This is a genomic window from Nitrosomonas sp. Is37, from assembly GCF_033063275.1.
Lineage (GTDB): Bacteria > Pseudomonadota > Gammaproteobacteria > Burkholderiales > Nitrosomonadaceae > Nitrosomonas.
Genome location: NZ_JAWJYP010000011.1, coordinates 52,695 through 78,142, shown reverse-complemented (window position 1 = coordinate 78,142; position 25,448 = coordinate 52,695). Strand labels below are relative to the sequence as shown.

Here is a 25,448-nt window from a genome sequence, read left to right as displayed (position 1 = left end):
ATGAAAATCATTTTTCTTCATATTCCCAAAACTGCCGGCCAATCTATCCATGCTGCATTGGTCAATGCCTTTGGTAAGGAGGCTGTGTGTCCAGCACGGGTCAATGATCAGTTACGGCAGTTTTCAATTGCAGAATTGAATCGTTATCAGGTATTTTCGGGGCATTTGGATTGGTCACTGCTCGATTGCATTAAGGGCCCAAAGTACGTCTTCACCGTTTTGCGTGAACCAATGGACAGAATTCTTTCTTTTTACTTCTATACTCGCAATCAAGGGGAGAACCTTTCAGCAGAAGAACGGGTAAAGCCAGAACGTCAGGGAATTAAAGCAGCTTTTGAATTGAATCCTAGAGAATATTTCCTTGGCGGCCCGCCTCATCTAAGAAATTTCATCGATGATCATTACGACAACTTCTATAGTTATTATTTTGCCGGTCGACGCTATAGATGCCGCGGTGAACTGGCTGGACTAATCAATCGAAAGGAGTTTTCCCAAGCTGATATTGTACGGATGGCGATGGATAATTTGAGTACACTCGACGACGTATTTACTGTAAGCGATATGGCAAGCGTTTTTAGGGCTATTCAGGAGATCAGTGGTGTATCGATATCGGAATCGGAAGCTGAGCAATATCGAGTCAATGTTAATACCAAAGTTGCGGCAAGGGATCGTCTGGATGGCTTAAAGGCTCTCGGAGCCGATGAAGTAACTTTAAAGCGATTACAAGATTATTGCACAATGGACAACAAAATTTGGGCTTTATACAATGTAAACGTTTACTCGCATAAAGAAAGCTCGTGAACTTTGTCATGGTGGAGGGTAACTTAATGAGAGAAATGACGCAGTATGTGTATGGTCTTGCCCTGATCTGGTTTATAGCCACTGGAAGTCATGCCGAATCGTTGTCAACTCAGGCGTTCCAATTAAAGGGGGGGCAGTTAAGCTATCTTGAACGAAATGAGGTTTATTCGGCATGGAACGCAAATGATCCAGCCACAGTCTTGAAACCTGGCATGAAGGTAATGTTCTTTGGTCGAGCAGAAGGCTGCAATTCGCGTGCTCGCAATGGTCCAGTTAAAAACTACGGGAGCTCCCGATTCAGTCAGGCGTCTGAACTCACTGGCATCCCTTTGGCTCGAGAGGGAGAGGGTGGGCGTTGGGCACCAAGCGGAGATACAGCACATTGTCAAAAATCAGTTCATGACGAAGTAGCGGATACGTTCGTGCATGTGAACAAAGATCCTGTGCGTGGTGGAATCGGGATTTATACATATACGGGGCCAGATCAAACTGGCCATTCCTCGTTTTTTCGCCCGTACTCTAAGCGAGGTAAAAATGAAACAGGAGTCAATGCCAGCATTGAGGGGGCATTCGTAATATTCCGATTTGACTGGAAAAAAGAGAATACTGTGCGTCCATGGGCAACGGGATCGGAGGTGGTTGATCAACGCAAAGTTGAGTTTAGAACTGTTCAGAATGTAGCGACGCTTTCTTTGGGAGAAGAAATTACCACAAATACAAGCGATCCAATACAAGCAAAACAACAGCTTATATCCTCATTTATAAACCGGTCTTGCTTTCTCGAAACGAAAAAATTATGCCAATTTCAATACTTGTTTAATACAGCCGTATATCGAAGTGGTATAACGAATTGGGATTCTGTTAAGTGGTTCAAGGAGGGAGGAGTGTTTTTAGATCCGGGACAAAAGGGAATGCCAGTGGTTCGTGGACCCATTAAACGAAAAGGTGAGACCATAAAAGATTCTCAATCTGGATTAATACTTTATTCATCGCTAGGCGAGCCGACACAGCACATGGAGTTCCGAGACAAGGTATTTCGAATGCAAGTTTCTTTTGCTCAGTTGAAAAATGCTCTTACGATTATCACCGCTAAACTTTTGAGAAAACCCCCAAATCAAATTTCATCCGAGGATTTATCCTCAATATTCGGGTCGCGCTGGGATGATCCTTCCGAGTGGCTTTTGCTTTCTGTCGGTATAGGTCAAGAAATTCATAACCCTGATGAGAACGTCAGAGTTTTCTTAGGGGGTGGAGTACGTGAGGTCCAAGTACATTCGGTAATAAACTAACAACTATAACAGTTTCTTGGCAAGCTCAGATGACTCTATAATGGCAGCGCCAATTTACCTCGTAACTGCCAAAGTTATTTAAATGATAACTGTTATTAACAGTTACCTAATGTGAGTTTGACATAAAAAAAGCTGTAAAAGAAGCCTGAATTCCTTATGATGAAGCGATTTTTGAAAAGAGTTTCATCACTAGAGGAGTGTTCTGATGGATACTATAGCGATATTTGTGCGATTGACGGCTTATGTCAGGGGCTTGAGCCGTAACCAAGAGGAATTGCTGGGAGTGAAAATAACGACGGGCAATGTCGATGACCGGAATGTGCGCACATCTTGGAACTCCGGAACACCATTTGGGATGAAAACGGCCCCAGCGTATATCAGGCAATACAGATGAATGTTGAGATTGTAACTAAACAGAAGTGTTGGATAAGCACGATCGAATCAGTTTTATCCGTCAATTAACTCAACAGTATCTGGTATAGAACTAGTAGCTGCGCACCACGTCTGCCTATTTAATACCCACTAAGCATCGACGCAGCTTTGCGCCAAAACATCCTTCGAAAAGTTAGTCCAATCAGAATCTAGTTGGGTCTCAATTTCGATTACTCGCTTAAAACCAACTAGATACATCAACATCATGTTGATGAGCGCTCTATACGTGGGATGTATAGTTCAGCAGGCTTCTCCAACCGCATGTTCGTGCGAAATTTTAGCTACACTACCTAAAATAAAACCAGAAAATGGCTCTTTGTGAGTAATGGGATTTCAATCGAAGTTTGAAATTGTTTTGCTTGAGAATGTGCCAAAACCACCTAATAATGTTGCTTTGACTCAATTTCTTAGAAATCTTTATTTCTTGAAATTAGATGCAAGCTGTCATTTCTTATCAGGTATCTTCTTTTGCTCTAAAACAGCCTGATATTTTCTGATGTACTAAATATGGTTCGATAAAATCAATCAACTCAGTTAAAAGATAATTTATCTTAACTGGAGACTGGGGAATGAGTGTAAGGAAGAGAAATTCGAAGAAATTTAAGCTGGAAAATTTATATCCCAGATTCTCCGCTAGGAAAATTTTCTAACAGAGAATCCGGGTTAACTGCAATCATCTATTGAGAAGTGGCTGACTCAAGATACTCCTCACTTTTCAACTTTTGTTTTGTTTCCCTTGCAGTAGCGGTAGCCTTCATCACGACTGCAATATTATTTAAATAACAAGTTAGCTAATCATGTACGGTCTGGGTAGCGACACCACCTTTTGAAGACGTCACTGTGACGAAAGCTGGCGGCACTGCAATACTGGGAGCAGTCACTGCATATTGACCAGCGGGACCAAATTGTAGCATTGGAAAAGTATTATTTCCTATTTGCAGCGTAAGTTCAGGAATATCACCTGAAGCTAAGCTTACCTTGTCGCTTGAGGCGGCTCTTACTTTTAGCGTTTGGGCTGCTGGGGACCAGCTTACCGATTGGATGGTCACTACATCGATGACATTGACGACTTTCGTACTACTCCCAGCGGTGTTTGTTGCGGTGATGGTTAACTCGGTGGGCACAGGGGTGTTGAGTGTAGGGAACGTGCCACGTTTAAAGAATGTACTATCGCCGTCGAATTTCATTGCGCCATCTTGAATGGCTCGGGGTAGACCGCTGAGCGTAACGGTTGCTTCGGGCGTTGATTTTACCCAGGTATTAATATGAGCTGAAGTCTTGCCCGTAGCGTCGTTAGTTTTACGCAAGTAGGTTGCACGTACTGCCTCAATTCCCGGTGGGACATCAGCCGCATTAAAAATTTTGCCCATTACCGCAAATGCTCCAGTTTGCACAACATTACGACCGCTTCCGTTTAAATCTACACCAGCAGGGCCTTGAATACGGAAAAAGTTAATACCGCAATGACCACCGACTACTTTATGATTGACATTAGGATCACCTACAAAGCCAGCTGGTGCAGCAGGAGGTACGGCGGGATCCCAAGTTAAGAAAGGGCCAACTTCTCCGCTTAATGCGCTATCAAACGGTGCAGGGCCACCAATATCGCGCGTGATATTAATGGATTTAATACCGGCCGTTGCGGTGTAAACTTCCGGCTGGCAGCCATTGAGTTCAGATAAAGCGGGATGCCATATCTTATAATCACCATCGACAGGCACATCGACTCGGATGCGGATACGCCCAAAGGCAGTTTGCTGATTTGGGGCAGGATCTCCTGTAAGATAGGCAGCTTCCAAAGCCATTGTTAAATCGGCTTGTCCGCCGCCAGCTAAAGCTAAGGTGGCGGCAGCACTCCACCAAAATGCTTCTGCACCAAAACCGGACGTTTCGGAAGTAGTATTGCCTGGTATCACAGGGTCAAAAAGACAAAGACCGGTAACTCCATCCCCATCTAAACATAACTCCAAGGAAACGCCCTTGGCATCAGAAAACGAGCCAGGGAAATTAGTAATAGAATTTATTATGCTTTTACCGGTTAATGCTGATTTTGCAGGTTGTATCCCCAGGCCGATCAGTGCTACTACAAGTGTGATAGCGATATAAAATTTTTTAAGCATGTGAATAGGCTCCATCTGAGTTAATGATTTTAAGTTATTGATCTGGCCAGATCGGGTTTCAACTACCAAATTAGATTTATAGCAATTAACTTGATGCATGAGTAAAGCCACGGTAGTTAGTGACTTCAACCATTACTGGACCGAGTCACAGATTATTCATTTTTGAAGAGAATTAGAATAAGCAAAAGCCTTAATTTGACCTAAAGATTATGCTTAAAACAGTATGTTGATGACTTATTAAAACGTCATAAAACAACGGCAATGGCTTATCAGAGTGGAAGATTGATAAGTGACTCATTGGAATGGAGCGATCATTCCGCGTCGTTGCGTCTTGCTCTGCATTCGCACGTGCACTTCATACCGTCCCAATTGAGAAATCTAAGTTAAGACAAAAGTAAGCTGCTTTTTGATTGCTCAGGAGCGAGTTTGATCTTATGTATATTGCATACCCGCAAAAAAAGAGTATATTTTTCCTATCCGAAACAGTTGAGTGAGAAGAATCGTTCAAGCTGCTGCAAGTCAACGCCAAATCAGAAACCATAGTAGGAGAAGATCGCGGCGTGACTGCCAAACGCAAAAGCAGTGCTGTACCGGATGATATTTGTCAAAGTAAAGATTATGCGATGAGTCTGAAAATTCGTAAGTGAATCGAAAAAATCCAAGATCCGCTGAAAATATGCAGATAGGATAAAAAATCAGAAATTACAGAAAATTTGAATAAAAACTGTTTAAAAAATGAGTAACTTTAGAAAAAAATAACTTTAAGAAAACAAGGAAAATACTGCGTTCCTTTAAAAACACAATTTCAGAGTGAAAAAGTGCCAAGTTTTTTAACGTTCTGCTAGACGCTAAAGCATATGAATAATATTTCTGTTTGTTCTATTGTAGATTTGTTAGGCGACAAAAACAAACATGCTGCCATGGAGGCTGGGATATGTGGTGTGGATGTTGTCACAGGGGAGGGCTCCTATAGTAGATCGCACGCCATTTTGTTTGGCAAAGAAAAGGCGCGATTCAACCTAGAGCAGTATGATCGAGCTATGAAGGTGACGACGCAGCGCTATAAGCCTGTTTATAGGGTGTTGTTACGCGATGCCGTTATAACTGGGCAGGGCACGTTAGTTACCCGGAATGCCAAGATAGTGCGAGAGAGTGCCCAAGAGTTATTTCGCCGCGGCGGCATACCTCCTGGCTTTATCTCTGCTGATGGTGCATGTTTTAGCCTGAAATCATTGCCGACTCGGCACATCGATAGTCCGTGTCTTCTGGTCAAACGGCCATGGTGGAGAAACTATGGCCACTGGCTTGTAGATGGGGCAGCTCTTCTTGCACTGACCTCGGCGATACGCATGCCCTCCGATTGGCATATTGTCATTGGCGCGCACGAGAGCAAATCAATGCGCGCGGTTATGCAAGATACGCTCAAGTTAATTGCTCCAAACATTCCGGTGCTGGAACATCGTGACAACGAGACATGGACATTTTCACAACTTAATTATATTACACCAGTCCAGGTTCCACCCATGTTTAAGTCTCCCGAGGCTATGTCCTCACTACGTTCGCTTTTGTTACACCAACAGCTATCAAAGGAAGGCACTCGACGTCTGTTCATCGCACGTAATACCGGTGATAGACGCGACCTGAGGAATCAAGAAGACCTGATCCATGAATGCAGTAGGTATGGATTTGAAGTAATCTATCCGGAACACTACAGCATCTATGAGCAGGCAAAAATATTCAGTTCTGCTGAGGCTATTATTGGGGTAAAAGGAGCCGCGCTCACAAATATTATGTTCTGCACTAGACCAACCGGCATCATGGTATTGAGTCCAGCGGACTGGCCGGGTCGATTTTTTTGGGATATTGCGGGCCAGTCTCAATTGCACTACCTGGAAGTTTTTGGTAACTTGGATAGTGACAAAGCACCGATTAGCTCCAATCCCTTTCGAATTGACATGGAGGATTTCAGGAGCGCGCTAAACCTACTGATAAAACGGATAGATAGATTGGGTAAGCTACGCGCTTAATTCGTAACCGAATCGAAGAAATATTTGATTGGGATGAAGACAGTAGGTGGAATGTGCAAGCTGAAACTGATTGGGTAAGAAAAAATGAGCGGACAGTTGAGGTTCGTTGCAGCTATTTATAATTTGATGCACATTGGGCCTGCAAAGCGAATGGTCCTTTACGCGAATACATGCAGATCATGACGCAACGCATTTTAATTACCGGCGGCGCAGGATTTATCGGATCGCGGTTGGCAAAATTGCTTTGCGAGGACAACGATGTCATGGTCTTCGACAATTTCCATCCGCAGGTCCACGGCTATACGCGGGTGGAAGAGGCGACCGGCCTGGTCGGCAAATGCCGTATTGTTCGCGGAGATGTAGCCAACGCCGAGGAACTCAATTCCGCAGTCCGCGCCTTCAATCCTGACCTCATTTATCATCTCGCTGCCGAGACCGGTACCGGACAGTCGTATGACGAGCCTACGCGCTACAACCTGGTCAATGTGGTGGGGACCAGCAATTTGATCGAAGCGGTACGGGCTCATGGAAGCGCGGTGCGGCGCATCGTGCTTTCGAGCTCGCGGGCTATCTATGGCGAAGGTGCTGCGCGCGACGCGCAAGGCCGCGTGCGCAATGCGCCGCCGCGACGCATTGAAGATATGCGACGAGGCGATTTCGACCTCAAGGACGAGCAGGGAGCGATTTTGGCGCCTGTTCCCACGTCTGAAACGTTGTCGGCCGCGCCTGCATCAATCTACGCTTCGACCAAATTGATGCAGGAGTATATCTGCACGCAGTGCGTCGCGGGGACCGAGGTGGAAGTCGCCATCTTGCGCCTGCAAAACGTCTACGGTCCGGGCCAATCACTGCGTAATCCCTACACCGGCGTGATCTCCATCTTCTGCCAAAAGGTGGAACAGGGAGAGTGGCTTGACGTGTTCGAGGATGGTCAGATCATTCGCGACTTCGTCTATGTCGACGATGTCGTTGACGCGTTTCGCTGCTGCGGAACCTCGCGGGCGTCTCCGCCGCTGCCGATCAACATCGGCAGCGGCACGCCGGTTTCGATCCTGGAAATGGCAAAATCCGTGCTGTCGCTCTATGGCCGCAGTCCGGATGACCATCGCGTCACTGGAAGCTTCCGCGCCGGCGACGTGCGCCATGCGGTTGCGGAGATCGCCCTGGCGCGCGAGCAATTGGGCTGGCAACCGCGAACCGGCTTTGCTACGGGACTGAAGCATTTCGTCGAATGGGCAAAGGAGAGCCAGGTGGCCTTAACCTGAGGGCGCTCGCCGGCACAATTTGCGAAGCCAGAGTTGAGTGAATGAAGTGTCTCTGTATCTATACGACAATTGGCAAGAAAGACGACCAGGTGCGCGGACGCTACGTCCCGTATGCCCTAAAAAAATATAAGGAAGTTGCCGAGCGTGTTGTTTTCGTCTCGGATATCCAGGCCGACCATCCCAATTTTGACGAGATCAACGAAGTTGCGGACCTGATCGTCCGGTCGCCCACGGGTTCCATCCGGCTGCCGCTCGAAGGCTACAAACTGGGGTTTGCGGCAATCGACAGGCAGGAACTGGAGACCTACGACGAGATCATTTTTGTCGATGCATCCTGCTACGGCCCGGTCTATCCGATCGCGCCGATACTGGACGATCCGCGCCGGGCGGCGTTGGATTTCTGGTCGGTCGGCTTTTTCACCAGAAAAGCCAATCTGCGCATCCTTGAGCGCATTTTGACGCTGAATTTCTTTACGGTCAATCGGCGCGTTGCCGCGTCGCCGGCGTTCCAGAAATTTGTTTATTTGGCTAACGGGTAAGTTGTGCAGGAGTCTTTGGTATAAAACCGAGAAACAAGCCCGATTGCCAGAGACAAGCGATTCCCAGGTCCAATCCGATCAAAACCGGTAACCCTTGCAACAACAAAGTCAGTCGTTCAGCCCTTTGCTCAAGGCTTGGCCTGAGAAGTCGATACTCTGAGAACAAACATCACACTCAGAGATCATGTCAACGGCTGCGTACCGCAATCCACAAGAGAATCTACATGCATCCGCCCACTACACGGATGCGGGGAAATGCACTCACTATGTGAACGACACCGACCGGAAGAGACCACCCTGTACCCATTGGTACAAGAACACATTGAGACCTTCTTTGCGCAAGTTGAGACTGAAACCGAATCGGGCTTGCCCGATTTTGTGAGGGACGAGTTTGATGCCATGCCTTTCTTGAATGCGGCGTTTTAGCCCATGGTTTTTTGCGCCTGCGCTGTGTCGACTGCGCTCACGAAAAGCTGGTCGCCTTTTTCTGCAAACGGGCGGGGATTCTGTCCTTCGTGCGGTGGGCGGCGTATGGCACAGACCGCTGCCCACTTGGTCGATCACGTCATTCCCAATGTGGCCTGTGCACCAATGGGTGCTGTCACTGCCGATTCCACTACGAATTCTATTCGCTGCCCATCCCATCTGCTCTCACCAGTATTGCAGGTCATTCAGCGCGCCATTTCCACTTTTCTGATCAAACAGGCCGGATTCAAACGGCGTAATGCACAAACCGGGGCGATCACGCTGATTCAGCGTTTTGGTTCGGCGGCCAATCTCAACATTCATCTGCATTGCCTGGTACTTGATGGGGTTTATCACATCCAAAACGGCGTACCGGAGTTCCGCAGCGTGCGCGCACCGACGTCTGAACAACTGCAGGGGTTGCTCAGCCAGATCATCCAGCGCATTATGAAAAAAAGCATTGACCCGCCACGGCGCGCTCATTGAGGAGGAGGGCATGACCTACCTGGCCGACATGGAAGCGGATGCCGCTTTAGCTCCGCTGCAATCGGCGGCCTGCGCCTATCGGATCGCACTTGGACCCCGGGCAGGGCAAAAGGTATTGACGCTAAGAACTGCGCCTGTACAAAACACACTTCCGTAGTCTGTTGAGGCATGCTGTGCCAACGCCCACGGCTTCAGCCTGCATGGCGAGGTACGTTGCGCCATGAACCAACGCAGCAAACTGGAACGTTTGTGCCGCTACATTACCCGGCCCGCGATTGCGGATGAACGCCTGGCTGCGCTGGTTCCCCGGCCAAGGCTCAACCTCATTTGCTTCCTGGCGTACTTGCGCCGAATGCCAAACTGCGCCCTGAGATTATTCCTGACAGCAAGAAAAACAAAAATAACCAATTAGATACGGATGACAATGCGCCACATTCCCGGCTTCTGTGCGCATCAGTTGGGCACGCCTGCTCAAACGGGTGTTCGATATTGACATCGAGCATTGTCCGCATTGCGGTGGAACCCTGAAAATCATCGCCGCCATCCTGGAATCTGGTGCAATCACTAAAATTCTTGACCATCTCCGGCTTGTCCTCCCGAGCGCCGCCACGTTCACCTGTGCAGGTCCAGGGTCTTTTCGATCCCGTTTGATTCGTGGCTCATCTTTTTTGGCACACTTCCTGATTAAGCTGACCATTCCGATTGAGCGTCTTTCGCGGTCCATGTTCCACCAATGTTTAAGTCTCCCGAGGCTATGCCCTCACTGCGTTCGCTTTTGTTGCACCAACAGCTTACTCGACGTCTGTTCTCGCACGCGAGGCTGATGGTAAACGCGACCTGAGAAATCAAGAAGACCTGATCCATGAATGCAGTAGGTATGGATTTGAGGTAATCTATCCGGAACACTACAGCATCTATGAACAGGCAAAAATATTCAGTTCCGCCGAGGCCATTATTGGGGTAAAAGGAGCGGCGCTCACAAATATTATGTTCTGCACTAGGTCAACCGGCGTCATGATATTGAGTCCAGCGGACTGGCCGGGTCGATTTTTTTGGGATATTGCGGGTCAGTTTCAATTGCACTACCTGGAAGTTTTTGGTAACTTGGATAGTGATAAGGCGCCGATTAGCTCCAGTCCCTTTCGAATTGACATGGAGGATTTCAGGAGCGTGCTAAACCTACTGATAGAATGGATAGATAGTTCGGGTAAGCTACGCGCTTAATTCGTAAGCGAATCGAAGAAATATTTGACTGAGATGAAGGCAATAGGTGGAATGCGCAAGTTGAAACTGATCGGGCAAGAAAAAATCAGCGGACAATTGAGGTTCATTGTAACCATTTATAATTTGATGCATATTGGGGAGTCTAACTGGTTGATGGCAGGTTCACACACATAGAGACGATGTGTCCAAGATCCGCTGAAAATATGCAGATAGGATAAAAAATCAGAAATTACAGAAAACTTGAATAAAAACTGTTTAAAAAATGAGTAACTTTAGAAAAAAATAACTTTAAGAAAACAAGGAAAATACTGCGTTCCTTTAAAAACACAATTTCAGAGTGAAAAAGTGCCAAGTTTTTTAACGTTCTGCTAGACGCTAAAGCATATGAATAATATTTCTGTTTGTTCTATTGTAGATTTGTTAGGCGACAAAAACAAACATGCTGCCATGGAGGCTGGGATATGTGGTGTGGATGTTGTCACAGGGGAGGGCTCCTATAATAGGTCGCGCGCCATTTTGTTTGGCAAAGAAAAGGTGCGATTCAACCTAGAGCAGTATGATCGAACTATGAAGATGACGACGCAGCGCTATAAGCCTGTTTATAGGGTGTTACTACGCGATGCTGTTATAACTGGGCAGGGCACGTTAATTACCCGGAATGCCAAGATGGTGCGAGAGAGTGCCCAAGAATTATTTACCCGCGGCCGCACACCTCCTGGTTTTGACTCTGCTGATGGTGCGTGTTTTAGCCTAAAGTCATTGCCGACTCGGCACATCGATAGTCCGTGTCTTCTGGTCAAACGGCCATGGTGGAGAAACTATGGCCACTGGCTTGTAGATGGGGCAGCTCTTCTTGCATTGGCTTCGGCGATACGCATGTCCTCCGATTGGCATATTGTCATTGGCGCGCACGAAAGCAAATCAATGCGTGCGGTTATGCTAGATACGATCAAGTTAATTGCTCCAAACATTCCGGTGCTGGAACATCGAGACAACGAGACATGGACATTTTCACAACTTAATTATATTACACCAGTCCAGGTTCCACCCATGTTTAAGTCTCCCGAGGCTATGTCCTCACTGCGTTCGCTTTTGTTGCACCAACAGCTGTCAAAGGAAGGTACTCGACGTCTGTTCGTCGCACGTAATACCGGTGATAAACGCGACCTGAGAAATCAAGATGACCTGATTCATGAATGCAGTAGGTATGGATTTGAAGTAATCTATCCGGAACACTACAGCATCTATGAACAGGCAAAAATATTCAGTTCTGCTGAAGCCATTATTGGGGTACAAGGAGCCGCGCTCACAAATACTATATTCTGCACTAGACCAACCGGCGTCATGGTATTGAGTCCAGCGGACTGGCCGGGTCGATTTTTTTGGGATATTGCGGGCCAGTCTCAATTGCACTACCTGGAAGTTTTTGGTAACTTGGATAGTGACAAAGCACCGATTAGCTCCAATCCCTTTCGAATTGACATGGAGGATTTCAGGAGCGCGCTAAACCTACTGATAGAACGGATAGATAGTTTGGGTAAACTACGCGCTTAAAATGCTATGGTGCAATACAGTGTTTTCAGGGAGGTGAGTATGTCGGAGCGGAAAATGGGTTTATCCATGATCGCCTTCTTGGCGATGCTCACGCAATATTGGAGCCACGTTAGCGCTCATACGCGGCATTAGCTAGTAATTTTGAGTCGATAATTCAGCTATATTTTATTGAGGAAAATATATGCTTATTCCCATCGGAAGTTGGTGCAGAACCGCATATCAAGTCAGAGTGTTTTTGGAAAAAAATGATATCAAAAGCAGCTCATATCCATTTGATTGGACGATTACCCCATTTTCTGCATTACAGAATACTTTAAAGAAAGGTTTCACCCCTGATCAAGTGCTACAGCATGAGGATCTTGCACTTAGCAAATTTGGCTCAATTGCCGATAGGAAAACAAATTTAATTCATCATCATGACTTTCCTCCCAAAACAATCTCTAGCTATGGCAATGGTAAATTAAGAAAGATTCCGTCTGAGTTATTTGCCTCTGATCTTATAGAGAAAGCTCAAGGTAGATTTATTCATACATATGAAAATCTTTTAAAGTTAAGAAATTGCAATGGAAAAATAGGATTTGTCCGATGGCACCGAACGGGACATCCAGACCCTAAGCTTCCAGATGCTTTCGAAGGTGAGAACCTTGCTACATTAACAGCTTTATTATCCAATTTTCTTGAACATGATAATTTTTCAATACTTTTGATAAAAACTGTTATTGTTCAAAATGAGTTATCTGAGAACGATATTATTGTCTCCTACCTTCCTGATAGTTTAGGTGGTGGTGTTAGTGCAATAATAAAGGAGCGCAAAGGATTTGATGGTGATGGCACAAACAACTTTAAAGGTGATACTGTTTCTTGGCATCATATTCTTACCCAGTATATTAATGAGGAAAATATTAATTTAGGCTAATAATTTATGTTGGTGATTAAAGCCCTTGTCAATCTCGCCCATCCAGGTGAAGCTCAACTTACCTGGATAAACACAAGATGCTTTTGAGCATATGTAATTTCAAATACGTTTTTTCATTCCTTTTTTAAAATTAAGTTGAGCATATTCTCTGTTAGCCTTCCTTCTGAAGTGCCATAATGCATCAACATATGTAATTATTCCGTGCTGATTGAATCGGAGTAGGAGAGGCTTTGATAGATTCCTCCTATGTTTGACAGCTAATTAAATTTTCAGTACATTCAATTTTCATGAGATAGATAGTTTATTTTTCTTATACACCAATGACTTGCAAATTTAACCCATGAACAAGCAACTGTATCTACACATCGGAACGCATAAGACTGGTACCACAGCCCTCCAGCATTACCTTAGTCACAACCGGGATGTGCTGGAGACGACTGATTGGCTGTACCCCCGGAGCGGCTGCCCCCAGAGGGGAGCTAGCTACGGGCATCACGATGTTGCATCGATGTTTCTGGGGTGCGGCGAATTTGACATCGATGTATTACGCGAGGAGATCGACAGGTCTAAATGCAGCAGAATTATATTGAGCAGCGAGGAATTTGAATTTTGTCTCGACCTAAAACCAATCGCCCGAGCGTTCGATGGTCTAGATGTTTGGGTGATTGTCTACTTTCGCAGGCAGGATGACTTCGTACTATCTGAGTACAATCAGAACGTCAAGATGGGTTCGTACAGCAAGTCGTTGACTCTTTTCGCTAACAAACTTGAGGGGCAGGGTCGCCTTGATTATTTTGCTATATGCTCAAGATGGGCCGGGGTCTTTGGTCGCGAGCGTGTCCTTGCTAATATTTATCGACCGAAGGAATCGGTCATCTCACACTTTTTTCGTTTGTTGGGGCTCAAATGTGACGCATGCATTGATCCACCCCGTATCCATTCCAACCTATCGGTGGATGCTAGGCTTATCGGGGCATTGCGTATTGTGGGGCAATTGAGAGAAGAGGGCATGAATGAAGCATTTTCCAAAGAAATGCTGAGGTATGTGCGGGAATTTGGCAAGTCTTTAGAGCAGAAGCACAAGTTTTCCCTGATGAATGTTGCTGATCGCCGCCAGTTTCTTCAGCGCTTCCAGGCGTCAAATGCGGAGTTTTCCAAGCATTTCGCCGGTGGAGAAGAGTTCGCGGATCCTGGTGTCGAAAACGCAGGGGAAATAAAGATCGGGGAGAATAATATTCCTCACTTACTCTTCAAGAAACTGCTCTTGCAGTGGGCTGAGGAACAAGCTACCTGACACTGAATGGGGATGTACGATGGATTTCTCATTATTTTTTCTGAAGAAATTACAGCGTTCATCGCTATCAGGTGGTGTTTTGCTATTGATAATGGGAGCATTGCTTAGTAAGCCGGTGGTGGCGCAAACTGTCACTCCTAGGCTGTTTCTTTATGATGGAGGAGAGATCTCTCACCTACGGGACGAAATGGCGGATGACAAGGATGGTGATGGACTCTTCTATCTGGCTAGCTGGAATCCAACTCCGTCAGAGGTAAATCGAGGGGGAGATTCGTCTTTTCTTGTGAGCTTCTGGGGGGAGGGTGTTGGGTGTGAGTCGTTGGTTGAAAACGGACCGGTGAGCAATGGACCATTTGATTTGTTTGGGAAAGCTAAAGTCTTGACCGGGGTTGCTTTGGATACCATGCATCCTCTCACTCGTTGGACACCTGTTGGAGAGCATCCTGGTTGCACCGGAACTGCGCGCTCGGCAACGGGTGACACATTTGTTCACGTGAATCAGCAAGGTCCGGGAGCCGGTGGCATCGGACTGTACACCTATACTGGACCGAGCCAGAAGGGAATACCTTTCTGGCTGCCTAGGGGCGTATTGGGTCAGTGGGGGTCGGGATTCAACCAATTCATTGAGGGGACCTTTGCAGTTTTCCGCCTTAGCAGGAAGGATAAAGACGCCATGGTGCCATGGGGCGGTAGGAATGGCACTCTGGAGATTACCACCAGACAATCCGTGCCTCAAGCTTTATGTCGAACTACGGAGCGATGATGCCTCTGTAGTACAGGCCAAGCAGCAGCTTACGCTAGGTTTTGCCAATTCCGCGTGTTCAGTGCCGGGCAAGTGGAAACGTGGTTGTCAGATCAAGTTCTTGTTCAATATTGCGGTTCAGCGGGCGGGTGGCTGGCGAGAACAGGAAAAACGCCGCTTTTTTCGTGCGAAGGTGATGTTTGATCGTGCGCAAGGGGGATTGCCGGTGATATTCGGCCCGTTGGGAGCGTCGGGAAATACAACCACTGCCGCTAGTCGTGAGCAGGTACCATTGTGGACCTCCAATGGAGAACCGATGCAATTTGAATCTTTTTCCAACAAAGCATTTTCTGTATCTATCTCTCACACTCAATTCAAGGATGCGCTGCGTTATGTCGCCGCCTCTAAGATGTTTAGTCCCATGGTTTGATGGTCAAGGGTGCGACGGGAGCGGTGATTGATACCACACTGATTGAGTCAGCGGCACGCCCTCAAAAGACCATCACACTGGAAGTGGATGCTGAAGGTAAGGCTGTTCAGTTTGAGGATGGCAGCCAGCCGGGAATCTCCTGTGTCGAGAAGCAGAGTGCAGATCCGGGTGCGGCCTAGCTCAAAAAAGGCAAGAAGTCGTATTTTGGTTACCGCAGCTCTGTGGTGGTAGATGCGCAAGACGGTTATGTGCATGGGGCACACACTGCCCCTGCCAACCAGAGCGAAATGATGCATTTCAAAGTAACCATCAATGGCGCACATATTGGGGCGAATCGGGGATATGCAGATAAAGGCTCAGCCAGCCACGCCAAGCGGCAGTTTCTAAAAAAGCATAAAATCAAGTGTGCCATCATGCATCGGGCGTGCAAGAACAAACCACTCTCGGCACTGCAAAAGCTGGTAAACAAATTGATCAGTAAAAAACGCTCTATCGTCGAACAATGCTTTGGGACAGCTAAACGCCTATTTAGAATGGAGCGCGCCAGCTATTTCGGAACGGTAAAAGTCAATGCCCAAGTCTTGATGAAAAGTATCTGCATGAATCTGAAAAAAGCTGCTAACAAAATTTTCGCATATGAGCCATCAAAAGGAGCAGTCTGTCCTAATGCAGCATAAGGGGAATAATTCCCTTGAAAAAGGAGTAAAACTTCACCTTTCTGCCCATAAAGCCAGGTAAAACTATCGTCTGTAAGTTTTTCCCCACCACTACAACAAAATTTTCGGGGTTGTGCAAGGGTCTTTTGAACGCACGCTGCTGCCTGATACAAAGATACCCTTTTTGCGTAACTCATTACTGGTTCGATGCTGCCCATGCACAGATTACTCGAGTGCGTACGCTACAACCGCTTGTTCAGTAGCTTCATCTACTCGATTCTTGAGATTCGGTACATGGCGATCCTGATTGATTAGCGCTTTGCAGTTCTTCGGCAAGATTGAGTAGTTCTGCTTTGTGTTTAATAATTGGATTGTTACTATGTAGCATGAGCGTTACCTCTCTTTCGTTTGTTAAGGATTCGATACCCATATCAAAGTCGGTAACGCTCTCTATTTCAAGTGCTTTGTACGATTAGATCTAAACTAGAGGAAATTATCAATTAATCAATAATTTGAAAATTGTATTTTCAAGAAAAATGCAATTTTCCGACAACCCCAAACAAAGGTAATGCACCCGATGCAAATAACGGTGTGCCGCTTTCCTCAGCTTCTGTGCGCATGAGTTGGGCGCGCCTGCTCAAACGGGTGTTTGATATTGATATTGATATTGAGCATTGTCTGCATTGTGGTGGAATCCTGAAAATCATTTCCGCCATCCTGAACCCGGCCTCGGCTTGCCTGTCCGAGCGTCGCTTAGAGCACCAGCGCAAATCTTTGATCCTTTCGAATCTGTCTGATTCCAAGTTTGCTACTTTCAATCCACTTCATAACTGGGCTGAATATTCTCTCTGCGCGCCCCTCGCCTGAAAAACAAAAATGATCTAAATCCCAGCAATTTTTGCAGCCAATCGAACGAAAATTTTTTGAATTTTGATCTCTTGCCAAAGTGTTTGACACTCCATCAGCTTTCTTGTACGTTCATTTGTTATGAAAAAGAGTGTTTATTTTTCCTATACCCTCAGGGACTTTCATGAATATATATATACATATCGGATCGACTAAAACCGGCAGTTCTGCCCTGCAGCACTTTTTGAATAAAAATTCGAACATCTTGTCTGAACATGGAATTGCTTATCCCGATGTGGGGATCGTGTCTGATGCGCATCATCTGATTGCAGCGACCTTGCATCCTATGGCGTTTAAGATGCATTCAAATGTCATTCCGGACAATATCGATCAAAAACTGGAGTTTTTTTACAGCCGTGTAGAACAGTTTTTGACTGCAGCGCGCAACGTCCGTACTCATTCAGCCATCCTGAGCTCTGAATATCTGTGGGGGGAGTTTCAGCCGGAATTCTATGCGCATTGGCGAGAAGCATTTAAGGATTGTAACCTCCACTTATATGCCATTTTACGACGCCCCGATCAGTGGGTACAATCGTCTTACTTGCAAGCGCTTAAATCTGGCGAAGGGCGTGCTTATGCAGACTGGTATAGGCAGTTTAAGTCTTCCCCTACTTCAGGCACCGATTATTATCAGGTTATCAAGAGGTGGGCGGACAACTTAGGTATTGAAACTGTATATATACGTACCTATGAGAATTTGGTATCTAACAATTCATTGTTTAATGATTTGCTTAAAACAATCAATCCTCACGCCAACTTTTTTGACAAGCTGACATACAGCTCTAGGCTGGTAAATCCTTCGCCAACGCAGGAGATGGCTGAATTATTGCTCAGTATAAATTCCAGCAATATTCAAGTCGATCATAAAAAAACTTTGCGCAAGCTTATATTGATGAATTTAAAGAAGCGCGATATCGGTGAATTATTAGAAATACTTCCACTTGGAGAAAGAAATGCAGTAGCGCTCGCTTATAAAGGAGTAATAGGTAATATAATGCGAGAATATATTGGCTCCGATCAAAAAAGGCAATTCTTTAAATCTTGGTTAGCGTAGCAAAAAGTATTTTTATTTATGCAGCATACTTGTAATAAATGGGTACAATGATTTTAGCAAATAAATCCACGCAAAAACCGCAAGCTAATTGGCGGCAGAATTTAGTAGCTAAAGCTATGCAGCTGATTGCAGAAGGCTGTATGTCAATATCAATTGACACAAAAGAAACTAAATACTATAAATCCGCTCCGATTTCCCTTTGTTTCGCTAACGAAAGTCCTGACGTCCTGACTTTTTTGCACACCTAAAATCTGGTGTTGTAGAAATTCCACCAAGGTGGGTTTTATTGCTACAAAACGCTACAGTAGTGAGTCATGGCATCATCATAACAGCAAACCGTGAAATTATCCAAGAGACAATAAATCTACCAAGAAATCCATCCTTCGTGAAAGATGATGGCGGTTACCACTGCATTATTAGCGAGGATGCATGTGTTATTGATGATGCTGTCGTACTTGCATCAAAGCAAGGTATTCGGAACTACGGGCATATTTTGGTGGAAGTAATTCCACGCTTAGCCTATGTAAAGAGTATTCCAGGATTTTCTGAGCAAAAAATTTTATTGCATGAAAAGGCAGTCTCAAACTGGCGCGAGATATTTAATAATGTCGGTTTGGATACGAAACAAGTGATTCATCACAAATAACCCGTAAATTGCAGAGACCTTGCTTATCCAACACTTTGAACGTGCCATCCCTTCGCGATACACCCTGCATGTATAGATTATTGGAAGCGCTGGCAATCTGAATGTAAAAGGCCAGTAACTAAAGGGCGGCGCTTATATATTGGGCGTAGAGATGCTGGTACTCGACTCTTAGTTAACGAACAGGAGGTGCTCAAACTGTTGGAAGGTCTAGGGTTTGAGCCGATAGATTGCAGTACCATGGGCTTTTTGGAGCAAGTTGATGCATTTGCTGAAGCTGAGTGCATCGTTAGTATTGCAGGTGCAGCACTAACTAATATGATATTTGCTCCATCCAAGATTCCGATTGTTTGTATGGCCCCTGAAACCATGCCGGCATTGTTCTTCTGGGATCTTGCTGTACATAATCGGCAATATTTCCATATGATGTATGGGCGTTGTGTTGATATCAACAACCGATCAATCTTTGCTGATTTCCAGATAAAACTTCCTGAGTTTAAGACAATATTGAAACAATACTTAAATTGATCTAGTATGAGTTTGACATAGGATTTCAACACTACGGCTAAAATGTTTTTCAATTGATCGTTGACAGTTTCAATGATCGAGCGTTTACGTAACAAGAGTTTGTCAAATAGCGGTAACAGCTTGTTTTTCATATCGTGGATCCATATTCTCTGCTAGCTTTTCATCTGAAGCATCAGAATGCATCAAAATATAAAGCTTCTTCGTATTGATTGAATCAGAATGGGGTAGGTTTTGATAGATTATTCTTATGTTTGACAGTCAATTAAACTTTCAGTACATTCAATATTCTGAGATAGATAGTTTATTTTTCTTATGTGTCAAAGAGTTGCAAACTTAACTTATGAATAAGCAATTGTATCTACACATCGGAACGCATAAGACTGGCACCACAGCTCTCCAGCATTACCTTAGTCACAACCGAGATGTGCTGGAGACGACTGGTTGGCTGTACCCCCGGAGTGGCTGCCCCCAGAGGGGAGTTAATTACGGGCACCACGACGTTGCATGGTCGTTTCTGGGGCGCGGCGAATTCGATATCGGTGTATTACGCGAGGAGATCGACAGGTCTAAATGCAGCAAGATCATATTGAGCAGCGAGGAATTTGAATTTTGTCGCGACCCTAAACCAATCGCCCAGGCGTTCAATGGTCTAGATGTTTGGGTGATTGTCTACTTCCGCAGACAGGATGACCTCGTACTATCTGCGTTCAATCAGAACGTCAGGATGGGTTCGTACACTAAGTCGTTGCCCGATTTCGCCAGCAAACTCGAGAGGATGGGCCGCCTTGATTATTTCGCTATGTGTTCAAGATGGGCTGGGGTCTTCGGTCGTGAACGTATTCTTGCTAATGTCTATCGACCAAAGGAATCGGTAATCTCCCACTTTTCTCGCTTGCTGGGGCTCAAATGCGACGCATGCATTGATCCACCCCGTATTCATTCCAACTTATCAGTGGATGCTAGGCTTATCGGAGCATTGCGTCTTATTGGGCAATTGAGAGAAAAGGGCATGAATGAAGCATTTTCCAAAGAAATGCTGAAGTATGTGTGGGAATTTGGCAAGTCTTTAGAGCAGAAGCACAAGTTTTCCCTGATGAATGTTGCCGATCGCCGCCAGTTTCTTCAGCGTTTCCAGGCGTCAAACGCGGAGTTCTCCAAGCATTTCGCCGGTGGAGAAGAGTTCGCGGATCCTGGTGTCGAAAACGCAGGGGAAAGAAAGATCGGCGAAAATATTATTCCTCATTTACTCTTCAAAAATCTGCGCTTGCGCCTGGCTGAGGAGAAAATTATCTGACACTGAATGGAGGATACGATGGAGTTCCCATTGTCTCTAAAGAAATTGCAGCATTCATCGCTATCAGGTAGTCTTTCGCTGCTGATAGCGATCACATTATCCAGTATATCCAGCACACCGGTGGTGGCGCAAACTGTCACTCCTAGGCTGTTTCTTTATGATGGAGGAGAGCTCTCTCACTTACGGGACGAAATGGCGGATGACAAGGATGGTGATGGACTCTTCTATCTGGCTAGCTGGAATCCAACTCCGTCAGAGGTAAATCGAGGGGGAGATTCGTCTTTTCTTGTGAGCTTCTGGGGGGAGGGTGTCGGGTGTGAGCCGTTGGCTGAAAACGGACCGGTGAGCAATGGACCATTTGATTTGTTTGGGAAAGCTAAAGTCTTGACCGGGGTTGCTTTGGATACCATGCATCCTCTCACTCGTTGGACACCTGTTGGAGAGCATCCTGGTTGCACCGGAACTGCGCGCTCAGCAACGAGTGACACATTTGTTCACGTGAATCAGCAAGGTCCGGGAGCCGGTGGCATCGGACTGTACACCTATACTGGACCGAGCCAGAAGGGAATACCTTTCTGGCAGCCTAGGGGCGTATTGGGTCAGTGGGGGTCGGGATTCAACCAATTCATTGAGGGGACCTTTGCAGTTTTCCGCCTTAGCAGGAAGGATAAAGACGCCATGGTGCCATGGGGCGGTAGGAATGGCACTCTGGAGATTACCACCAGACAATCCGTGCCTCAGCTTTATGTGGAATTACGGAGCGATGATGCCTCCGTAGTCCAGGCCAAGCAGGAGCTTACACTAGGTTTTGTCAATTCCGCATGTTCAGTGCCGGGCAAGTGGAAACGTGGTTGTCAGATCAAGTTCTTGTTCAATATTGCGATCCAGCGAGCGGGTGGATGGCGAGAACAGGAAAAGCGCCGCTTTTTTCGCGCGAAGGTGATGTTTGATCGTGGGCAAGGGGGATTGCCGGTGATAGGCGGGCCGCTGGGAGCATCGGGAAATACAACCACTGCCGCTGGTCGTGAGCAGGTACCATTGTGGACCTCCAATGGAGAACCGACGCAATTTGAATCATTTTCCAACAAAGTATTTTCTGTATCTATCTCTCACACTCAATTCAAGGATGCGCTGCGTTATGTCGCCGCCTCTAAGATGAGCAAAACGTTTAGTGACACAACGCCAGAGGATGTTGAAAAGTTGTTTGGCCAACACTGGAATGACCCACAGTCTTGGCGTTTATCCGGGGCTGCGTTAGGGCAAGAGGTACATAACCCGGTTCCTGGGCGGGTGGCCTATATTGGGGGGAGTGTAACCGAGATTCGGCTGGAGGCGCACTAATTCCACTTCTAAATCAAACCTGACTTTGTCGGCTCTCCTTGCCGTATTATTTATACTGTCTGCGGCTCGCCTTCGTGTCATGTTTGATTTAGAAATGGAATAACTATGTTGTTGCGGCCTGAAGTGGCGAGGTGGCCACGTACCTTCACCAATATCTGGCGGTATAGCTACGATAGGTTACGCGCGAGGACTGTGTTGTAACCATTAACCCAATAATGCATCCAGAAAGAATGTATATCGGAGCAGAGTGGGTCATGAAGGATTATCTGAACTAGTAGATCGTTCTAGTAAACTCTTTACCGTTCGCGGTGAGCTTGTCGAACCGCTAAGAAACTGATACCGGCCTTCGACTAGCTCAGGCCGAAGGTACTATTGTAAATGTTATTCTGGAACGATCTACTAGTACAATTCATAGTTGGATTACAAGAATCCAGATCAATTTGAATCTGAATTGCCAGAACTTGGAAAGGTTGCTTAACTGAGTTGCTATAGAATGCTTGACCAGGTCAAAAGCTACCTTCAGTAAATAAACCGCATACCAGGCAAAAATTTTCGCTCCCTTTAGAGCCTAATTTTTGTTGTCTAATATAAAGACCCACACCGATTGTACTTACAATACCTTCGTGTTCCTCATTATTTCATCCCGCTCAAGAGCAAATCTAGAGGTCCATTCCATGCTCTGGCGGTCTCCAATTTTCTTGAAAATCGACTCAACCGAATTTGTTGAACGAGCTTCATTCTTAATATTGAGGTAATTAAATATTCGATCGATAACATTACCAATATTTTCTTCGATTTCTTCATAAATAATGTAAAGGGGAAAAATATTTGTCAATAAAAAGAAACGTCGCCAACTGGACTCCTGTACGATTATATGCTTATACCACTTTCCCAATTTTCCGTAATTATAATCAAGCTTATTAAGCTTCAATTTTGCTTCTTCTTTATGTTCCACATTTGTATGGAATACGCCAGACTCAGTTGCCTTGTAGAGAGAAACTGATTGAAGATATAAATCACGGCGTATAAGATAGATATATTTGAATTGCCTAAATACTACTGCAGGTTTTTTCATCGCATTACAAAATTTTATGAACTGAAACCAGCTTGCATTCAAGCCTGAAACTTATTACTAGTGTTTAATTGCATTAATTCATTACAAGCTTTCTGAGGTTTATATCTATAAAAAACAACTGGTTAACTAAGATAATAAAATAACTTATTTTTGCAATTAAACACTAGATTGAGAATTTTTAAGCATATTTTTCAAATAATCATCAGCATTATTTGCTGGTACATTCTTTAATATTTCTGGTATAAATTGATGATTCAAGTACTCATCAGGGGTTCCCAATAAATGACTCTGCTTTATTAGATCGTACAAATAACTACTTCCTGAGCGGGGTGTCATAGCAATAATGTATTTCAACTTTGGATCTGTTATTTGATTAAATTTATCGGCCAATATTTGGTCCTTAGTTTCTTTAAGAAATAGTTCCGCAATATTTTTCTTCACGCTCATTCCTTAATTAATTTTGCAAGTAGTTTTTTTAAATGTGTATTGATCAATGTCTATATGCTTATTAACTTATTACTTTGGAGTTGATAAGAAAGAATTATTTCAGGCGTTATGAAATTGCATAGCCGTACTTCTTATTTGATCAACTGAATCCAGAAACGCTAAAATATCGTTTCTCCGTGTGCACTTTAGTGCGCCATGACATAAAATCTATCATGATTGCAACCAACGCTTGATTCTATTTTTTAGTATTTTATACTTCTTGATTCTGGCTAATAATTTTTCAATAAGAGGCATAATGCGGCATATGATGAGCTGTCTTCAATATGATCACAATAAATGCTTTATTATTGACATTAATAACAGGCAAAATGAACACTATATAGTGTACAAAAAATAAATGACCTTTTTGCTAAAGTGAAATATACGTAAAGCCGTATATTTAGTCAAACACGCACTGAATATGGTGACCAAATAAACTGAGGCACTTTATTAAGTTCTTTTTTAAATAAGGTAATTCCTGGATTTTTCTAGGAATTACCTTAATTATTCATAAATTATGAAACATCCAAACTAGATTGTGTGTTCTGGAAGTAAAATTCAAATGTACTATCTTAATGGAATTAGGGTAGTATCATGAAATTGAAATTCTAATAAAATTTTATATTGATTTCTGCTAAAGGAGATTCATAAGATGGGAAAAGGCATTCTACAAATTTTTTGGGAGAAGATACAGGAGGCTCTTGGTGGGCAGAAAGCTTCCTCAGAAGCTGCTTCTCCTCAAACTACCTCTCCTAAGGCTACTTCTCCGGAAGTAGTTATCCCTCCTAAAGCTATTTCTCCTGAAGTAAGAGAAGTAGCCAAAGTATCCGCAATACCAGTCAATCTGGCAGAGCAGCTTCGTGGCAAAATTGCGCAGAACGCCGCTTTCCTTTATGTTTTTGAAACGGGTGAAGCATCAACTACCCCGGTAGGGATGATCTGTTCAAGTCATGTCGGTACAAATGGCGAAACTGGTTATATTACTCTTGCCAATGGTAAAGCCAATGCTCCGACCGGTGGAATCACAGGTGGTTATAGTATTCGTCTTCCTGATGAAATCGAAGCTACTGCCAGTGGTCACCATATTACCGTGAGTATCATTGCTCGTGCTTCCGGCAGCGATCAATCACGCTTTGCCGTAGCTTATTCAACTAATGAGGTTGGCAATTCTGGCTGGCGCAGGTTCACTGGGGGTGCAGAATGGGCAGTTTACACCATGGAATTCGATGTGGGCGTCATGAAGGAAGGTCGTGGTGATTTTGTAGGCATTTTACCCGACAGTGAAGGTAATCCGGCTACCGATTTTTGTTATTTTGCTATCACCATATCCTGAGCTCTGAGAAGTTTACGCTTGCTTATTCATTTCCAAATCAATCATGACAGGAAGGCGAGCCGCAGTAGTATAAATAATACGGCAAAGCGAAGCTGACAAAATCAGGTTTGATTCAGAAATAGAATTCCTACTCAATACCCAGAAAAATACATACTAATTGATTGGAAGTCATATCAAAGCTGGCTGCAATTTCTATTGCGCCAGCTCGGTGAAATATCAATTCTCTTTGAAGTGAATCAACCGAGTAAGTATCCTGGAGTCGGCTAAATCTACTGATGAACGCTTCTACTCTTTTAGTCTGCGCTTCATTACTACCTAATTGAGCTACTCACTCCTCTGGTATTAGCAGCTTTGCAAACAGTTTGCTGTCAAGAGTAATCTTTCAGGTTGGGGCGTTATCAAGGATATATCAGCAATTCTTGTTCCTCTGCAATGCGATGAATGGCGCTTTGCATCAGATTGGGAGCACGTAACACGATATCGACCTTTCTGTCGCCAATAGTAATAGTAAGCACGCAATACACGGATGGCTAGCTGAGCAGAGAGCA

At 44.9% G+C, this 25,448-nt stretch carries 28 protein-coding genes and 5 pseudogenes; 26 read left to right on the top strand and 7 right to left on the bottom strand.

Translation table 11 applies throughout. The features are described from left to right. The 3 genes from R2Q26_RS07055 to R2Q26_RS07045 all read left to right on the top strand — a co-directional run bounded on the left by R2Q26_RS07055 (position 1) and on the right by R2Q26_RS07045 (position 2,484). Entirely contained in the window at positions 1-801 is an 801-nt protein-coding gene (locus R2Q26_RS07055) for a sulfotransferase family 2 domain-containing protein (protein ID WP_317535638.1), read from the top strand. Between the two features lie 26 nt (positions 802-827). Then, a complete protein-coding gene (locus R2Q26_RS07050; protein WP_317535637.1) occupies positions 828-2,090 on the top strand; it encodes a hypothetical protein in 1,263 nt (420 codons plus the stop codon). A 205-nt stretch (positions 2,091-2,295) separates the two neighbouring features. After that, a complete protein-coding gene (locus R2Q26_RS07045) occupies positions 2,296-2,484 on the top strand; it encodes a hypothetical protein (protein ID WP_317535636.1) in 189 nt (62 codons plus the stop codon). A gap of 829 nt (positions 2,485-3,313) precedes the next feature. On the opposite strand, the gene R2Q26_RS07040 is transcribed toward R2Q26_RS07045, so the two are convergent. After that, the gene (locus R2Q26_RS07040) at positions 3,314-4,642 is read right to left on the bottom strand and encodes a hypothetical protein (RefSeq protein WP_317535635.1); all 1,329 of its coding nucleotides are present in this window, start codon (positions 4,640-4,642) and stop codon (positions 3,314-3,316) included. Between the two features lie 857 nt (positions 4,643-5,499). Between R2Q26_RS07040 and R2Q26_RS07035 the strand changes: the two genes are divergently transcribed. The 6 genes and pseudogenes from R2Q26_RS07035 to R2Q26_RS15515 all read left to right on the top strand — a co-directional run. Further along, positions 5,500-6,669, top strand: a complete 1,170-nt coding sequence (locus R2Q26_RS07035) for a glycosyltransferase family 61 protein (protein ID WP_317535634.1) — start codon at positions 5,500-5,502, stop codon at positions 6,667-6,669. 179 nt (positions 6,670-6,848) lie between these two features. After that, positions 6,849-7,934, top strand: a complete 1,086-nt coding sequence (locus R2Q26_RS07030; protein WP_317535633.1) for an NAD-dependent epimerase/dehydratase family protein — start codon at positions 6,849-6,851, stop codon at positions 7,932-7,934. Positions 7,935-7,975: 41 nt separating this feature from the next. Then, complete coding sequence (locus R2Q26_RS07025; protein ID WP_317535632.1) at positions 7,976-8,473, top strand: rhamnan synthesis F family protein; 498 nt, start codon at positions 7,976-7,978, stop codon at positions 8,471-8,473. 255 nt (positions 8,474-8,728) lie between these two features. Next, on the top strand, positions 8,729-8,899 hold the full coding sequence (locus R2Q26_RS07020) for a hypothetical protein (protein ID WP_317535631.1): 171 nt from the start codon (positions 8,729-8,731) through the stop codon (positions 8,897-8,899). Between the two features lie 105 nt (positions 8,900-9,004). Then, positions 9,005-9,424 carry a transposase gene (locus R2Q26_RS07015; protein ID WP_317535630.1) on the top strand — a complete coding sequence of 140 codons (420 nt, stop codon included), beginning with the start codon at positions 9,005-9,007 and terminating at the stop codon, positions 9,422-9,424. A 193-nt stretch (positions 9,425-9,617) separates the two neighbouring features. After that, positions 9,618-9,836, top strand: a pseudogene (locus R2Q26_RS15515) (transposase); the annotation flags it as partial. Here R2Q26_RS15515 and R2Q26_RS07010 read toward each other — a convergent pair. Further along, positions 9,748-10,005: a hypothetical protein gene (locus tag R2Q26_RS07010; protein ID WP_317535629.1), complete on the bottom strand. Its 258-nt coding sequence runs from the start codon at positions 10,003-10,005 to the stop codon at positions 9,748-9,750. The pseudogene R2Q26_RS15515 and the gene R2Q26_RS07010 sit on opposite strands and share 89 nt — an antisense overlap. A gap of 235 nt (positions 10,006-10,240) precedes the next feature. Here R2Q26_RS07010 and R2Q26_RS15510 point away from each other — a divergent pair. The 4 genes and pseudogenes from R2Q26_RS15510 to R2Q26_RS06995 all read left to right on the top strand — a co-directional run. Then, positions 10,241-10,429, top strand: a pseudogene (locus R2Q26_RS15510) (glycosyltransferase 61 family protein); the annotation flags it as partial. Between the two features lie 9 nt (positions 10,430-10,438). Next, positions 10,439-10,648, top strand: coding sequence for a hypothetical protein (locus R2Q26_RS07005; RefSeq protein ID WP_317535628.1), 210 nt, complete (start codon positions 10,439-10,441; stop codon positions 10,646-10,648). 384 nt (positions 10,649-11,032) lie between these two features. Beyond that, on the top strand, positions 11,033-12,202 hold the full coding sequence (locus R2Q26_RS07000; RefSeq protein WP_317535627.1) for a glycosyltransferase family 61 protein: 1,170 nt from the start codon (positions 11,033-11,035) through the stop codon (positions 12,200-12,202). A 181-nt stretch (positions 12,203-12,383) separates the two neighbouring features. After that, entirely contained in the window at positions 12,384-13,118 is a 735-nt protein-coding gene (locus R2Q26_RS06995; RefSeq protein ID WP_317535626.1) for a DUF1796 family putative cysteine peptidase, read from the top strand. Positions 13,119-13,476: 358 nt separating this feature from the next. On the opposite strand, the gene R2Q26_RS06990 is transcribed toward R2Q26_RS06995, so the two are convergent. After that, positions 13,477-13,611 carry a hypothetical protein gene (locus R2Q26_RS06990; protein WP_317535625.1) on the bottom strand — a complete coding sequence of 45 codons (135 nt, stop codon included), beginning with the start codon at positions 13,609-13,611 and terminating at the stop codon, positions 13,477-13,479. A gap of 93 nt (positions 13,612-13,704) precedes the next feature. Between R2Q26_RS06990 and R2Q26_RS06985 the strand changes: the two genes are divergently transcribed. The 5 genes and pseudogenes from R2Q26_RS06985 to R2Q26_RS06965 all read left to right on the top strand — a co-directional run. Then, positions 13,705-14,412, top strand: a complete 708-nt coding sequence (locus R2Q26_RS06985) for a hypothetical protein (protein WP_317535624.1) — start codon at positions 13,705-13,707, stop codon at positions 14,410-14,412. 19 nt (positions 14,413-14,431) lie between these two features. Continuing rightward, entirely contained in the window at positions 14,432-15,175 is a 744-nt protein-coding gene (locus tag R2Q26_RS06980) for a hypothetical protein (protein ID WP_317535623.1), read from the top strand. Then, positions 15,108-15,584, top strand: a complete 477-nt coding sequence (locus R2Q26_RS06975; RefSeq protein WP_317535622.1) for a hypothetical protein — start codon at positions 15,108-15,110, stop codon at positions 15,582-15,584. Before R2Q26_RS06980 ends, R2Q26_RS06975 begins: the two co-directional genes overlap by 68 nt. Next, a complete protein-coding gene (locus R2Q26_RS06970; protein ID WP_317535621.1) occupies positions 15,581-15,763 on the top strand; it encodes a hypothetical protein in 183 nt (60 codons plus the stop codon). Before R2Q26_RS06975 ends, R2Q26_RS06970 begins: the two co-directional genes overlap by 4 nt. An 18-nt stretch (positions 15,764-15,781) precedes the next feature. After that, positions 15,782-16,261, top strand: a pseudogene (locus tag R2Q26_RS06965) (transposase); the annotation flags it as partial. Between the two features lie 126 nt (positions 16,262-16,387). Here R2Q26_RS06965 and R2Q26_RS06960 read toward each other — a convergent pair. Continuing rightward, positions 16,388-16,628: pseudogene (locus R2Q26_RS06960) on the bottom strand (IS481 family transposase); the annotation flags it as partial. A gap of 131 nt (positions 16,629-16,759) precedes the next feature. Here R2Q26_RS06960 and R2Q26_RS06955 point away from each other — a divergent pair. The 5 genes from R2Q26_RS06955 to R2Q26_RS06935 all read left to right on the top strand — a co-directional run bounded on the left by R2Q26_RS06955 (position 16,760) and on the right by R2Q26_RS06935 (position 19,371). Continuing rightward, a complete protein-coding gene (locus tag R2Q26_RS06955; protein ID WP_317535620.1) occupies positions 16,760-17,107 on the top strand; it encodes a hypothetical protein in 348 nt (115 codons plus the stop codon). Positions 17,108-17,270: 163 nt separating this feature from the next. Next, positions 17,271-18,200: a hypothetical protein gene (locus tag R2Q26_RS06950; protein WP_317535619.1), complete on the top strand. Its 930-nt coding sequence runs from the start codon at positions 17,271-17,273 to the stop codon at positions 18,198-18,200. Positions 18,201-18,238: 38 nt separating this feature from the next. Then, on the top strand, positions 18,239-18,448 hold the full coding sequence (locus R2Q26_RS06945) for a hypothetical protein (protein WP_317535618.1): 210 nt from the start codon (positions 18,239-18,241) through the stop codon (positions 18,446-18,448). A gap of 38 nt (positions 18,449-18,486) precedes the next feature. Beyond that, a complete protein-coding gene (locus tag R2Q26_RS06940; protein ID WP_317535617.1) occupies positions 18,487-18,846 on the top strand; it encodes a hypothetical protein in 360 nt (119 codons plus the stop codon). Between the two features lie 57 nt (positions 18,847-18,903). Beyond that, positions 18,904-19,371 carry a glycosyltransferase family 61 protein gene (locus R2Q26_RS06935; RefSeq protein WP_317535653.1) on the top strand — a complete coding sequence of 156 codons (468 nt, stop codon included), beginning with the start codon at positions 18,904-18,906 and terminating at the stop codon, positions 19,369-19,371. A 41-nt stretch (positions 19,372-19,412) separates the two neighbouring features. Here R2Q26_RS06935 and R2Q26_RS06930 read toward each other — a convergent pair. Beyond that, a pseudogene (locus tag R2Q26_RS06930) lies at positions 19,413-19,505 on the bottom strand (transposase); the annotation flags it as partial. Between the two features lie 206 nt (positions 19,506-19,711). Here R2Q26_RS06930 and R2Q26_RS06925 point away from each other — a divergent pair. Together R2Q26_RS06925 and R2Q26_RS06920 are read left to right on the top strand one after the other, a co-directional pair. Then, positions 19,712-20,665 carry a hypothetical protein gene (locus R2Q26_RS06925; RefSeq protein ID WP_317535616.1) on the top strand — a complete coding sequence of 318 codons (954 nt, stop codon included), beginning with the start codon at positions 19,712-19,714 and terminating at the stop codon, positions 20,663-20,665. Positions 20,666-20,683: 18 nt separating this feature from the next. Then, positions 20,684-22,006 (top strand): hypothetical protein, encoded by a 1,323-nt coding sequence (locus tag R2Q26_RS06920; RefSeq protein WP_317535615.1) that lies wholly within the window; start codon positions 20,684-20,686, stop codon positions 22,004-22,006. Positions 22,007-22,616: 610 nt separating this feature from the next. Here R2Q26_RS06920 and R2Q26_RS06915 read toward each other — a convergent pair. Together R2Q26_RS06915 and R2Q26_RS06910 are read right to left on the bottom strand one after the other, a co-directional pair. Continuing rightward, on the bottom strand, positions 22,617-23,081 hold the full coding sequence (locus R2Q26_RS06915; RefSeq protein ID WP_317535614.1) for a Stf0 family sulfotransferase: 465 nt from the start codon (positions 23,079-23,081) through the stop codon (positions 22,617-22,619). A gap of 156 nt (positions 23,082-23,237) precedes the next feature. Further along, positions 23,238-23,522 (bottom strand): hypothetical protein, encoded by a 285-nt coding sequence (locus R2Q26_RS06910; RefSeq protein ID WP_317535613.1) that lies wholly within the window; start codon positions 23,520-23,522, stop codon positions 23,238-23,240. A gap of 697 nt (positions 23,523-24,219) precedes the next feature. On the opposite strand from R2Q26_RS06910, the gene R2Q26_RS06905 reads away from it, so the two are divergent. Beyond that, positions 24,220-24,900, top strand: a complete 681-nt coding sequence (locus R2Q26_RS06905) for a hypothetical protein (protein WP_317535612.1) — start codon at positions 24,220-24,222, stop codon at positions 24,898-24,900. Positions 24,901-25,448: the final 548 nt, after the last annotated feature.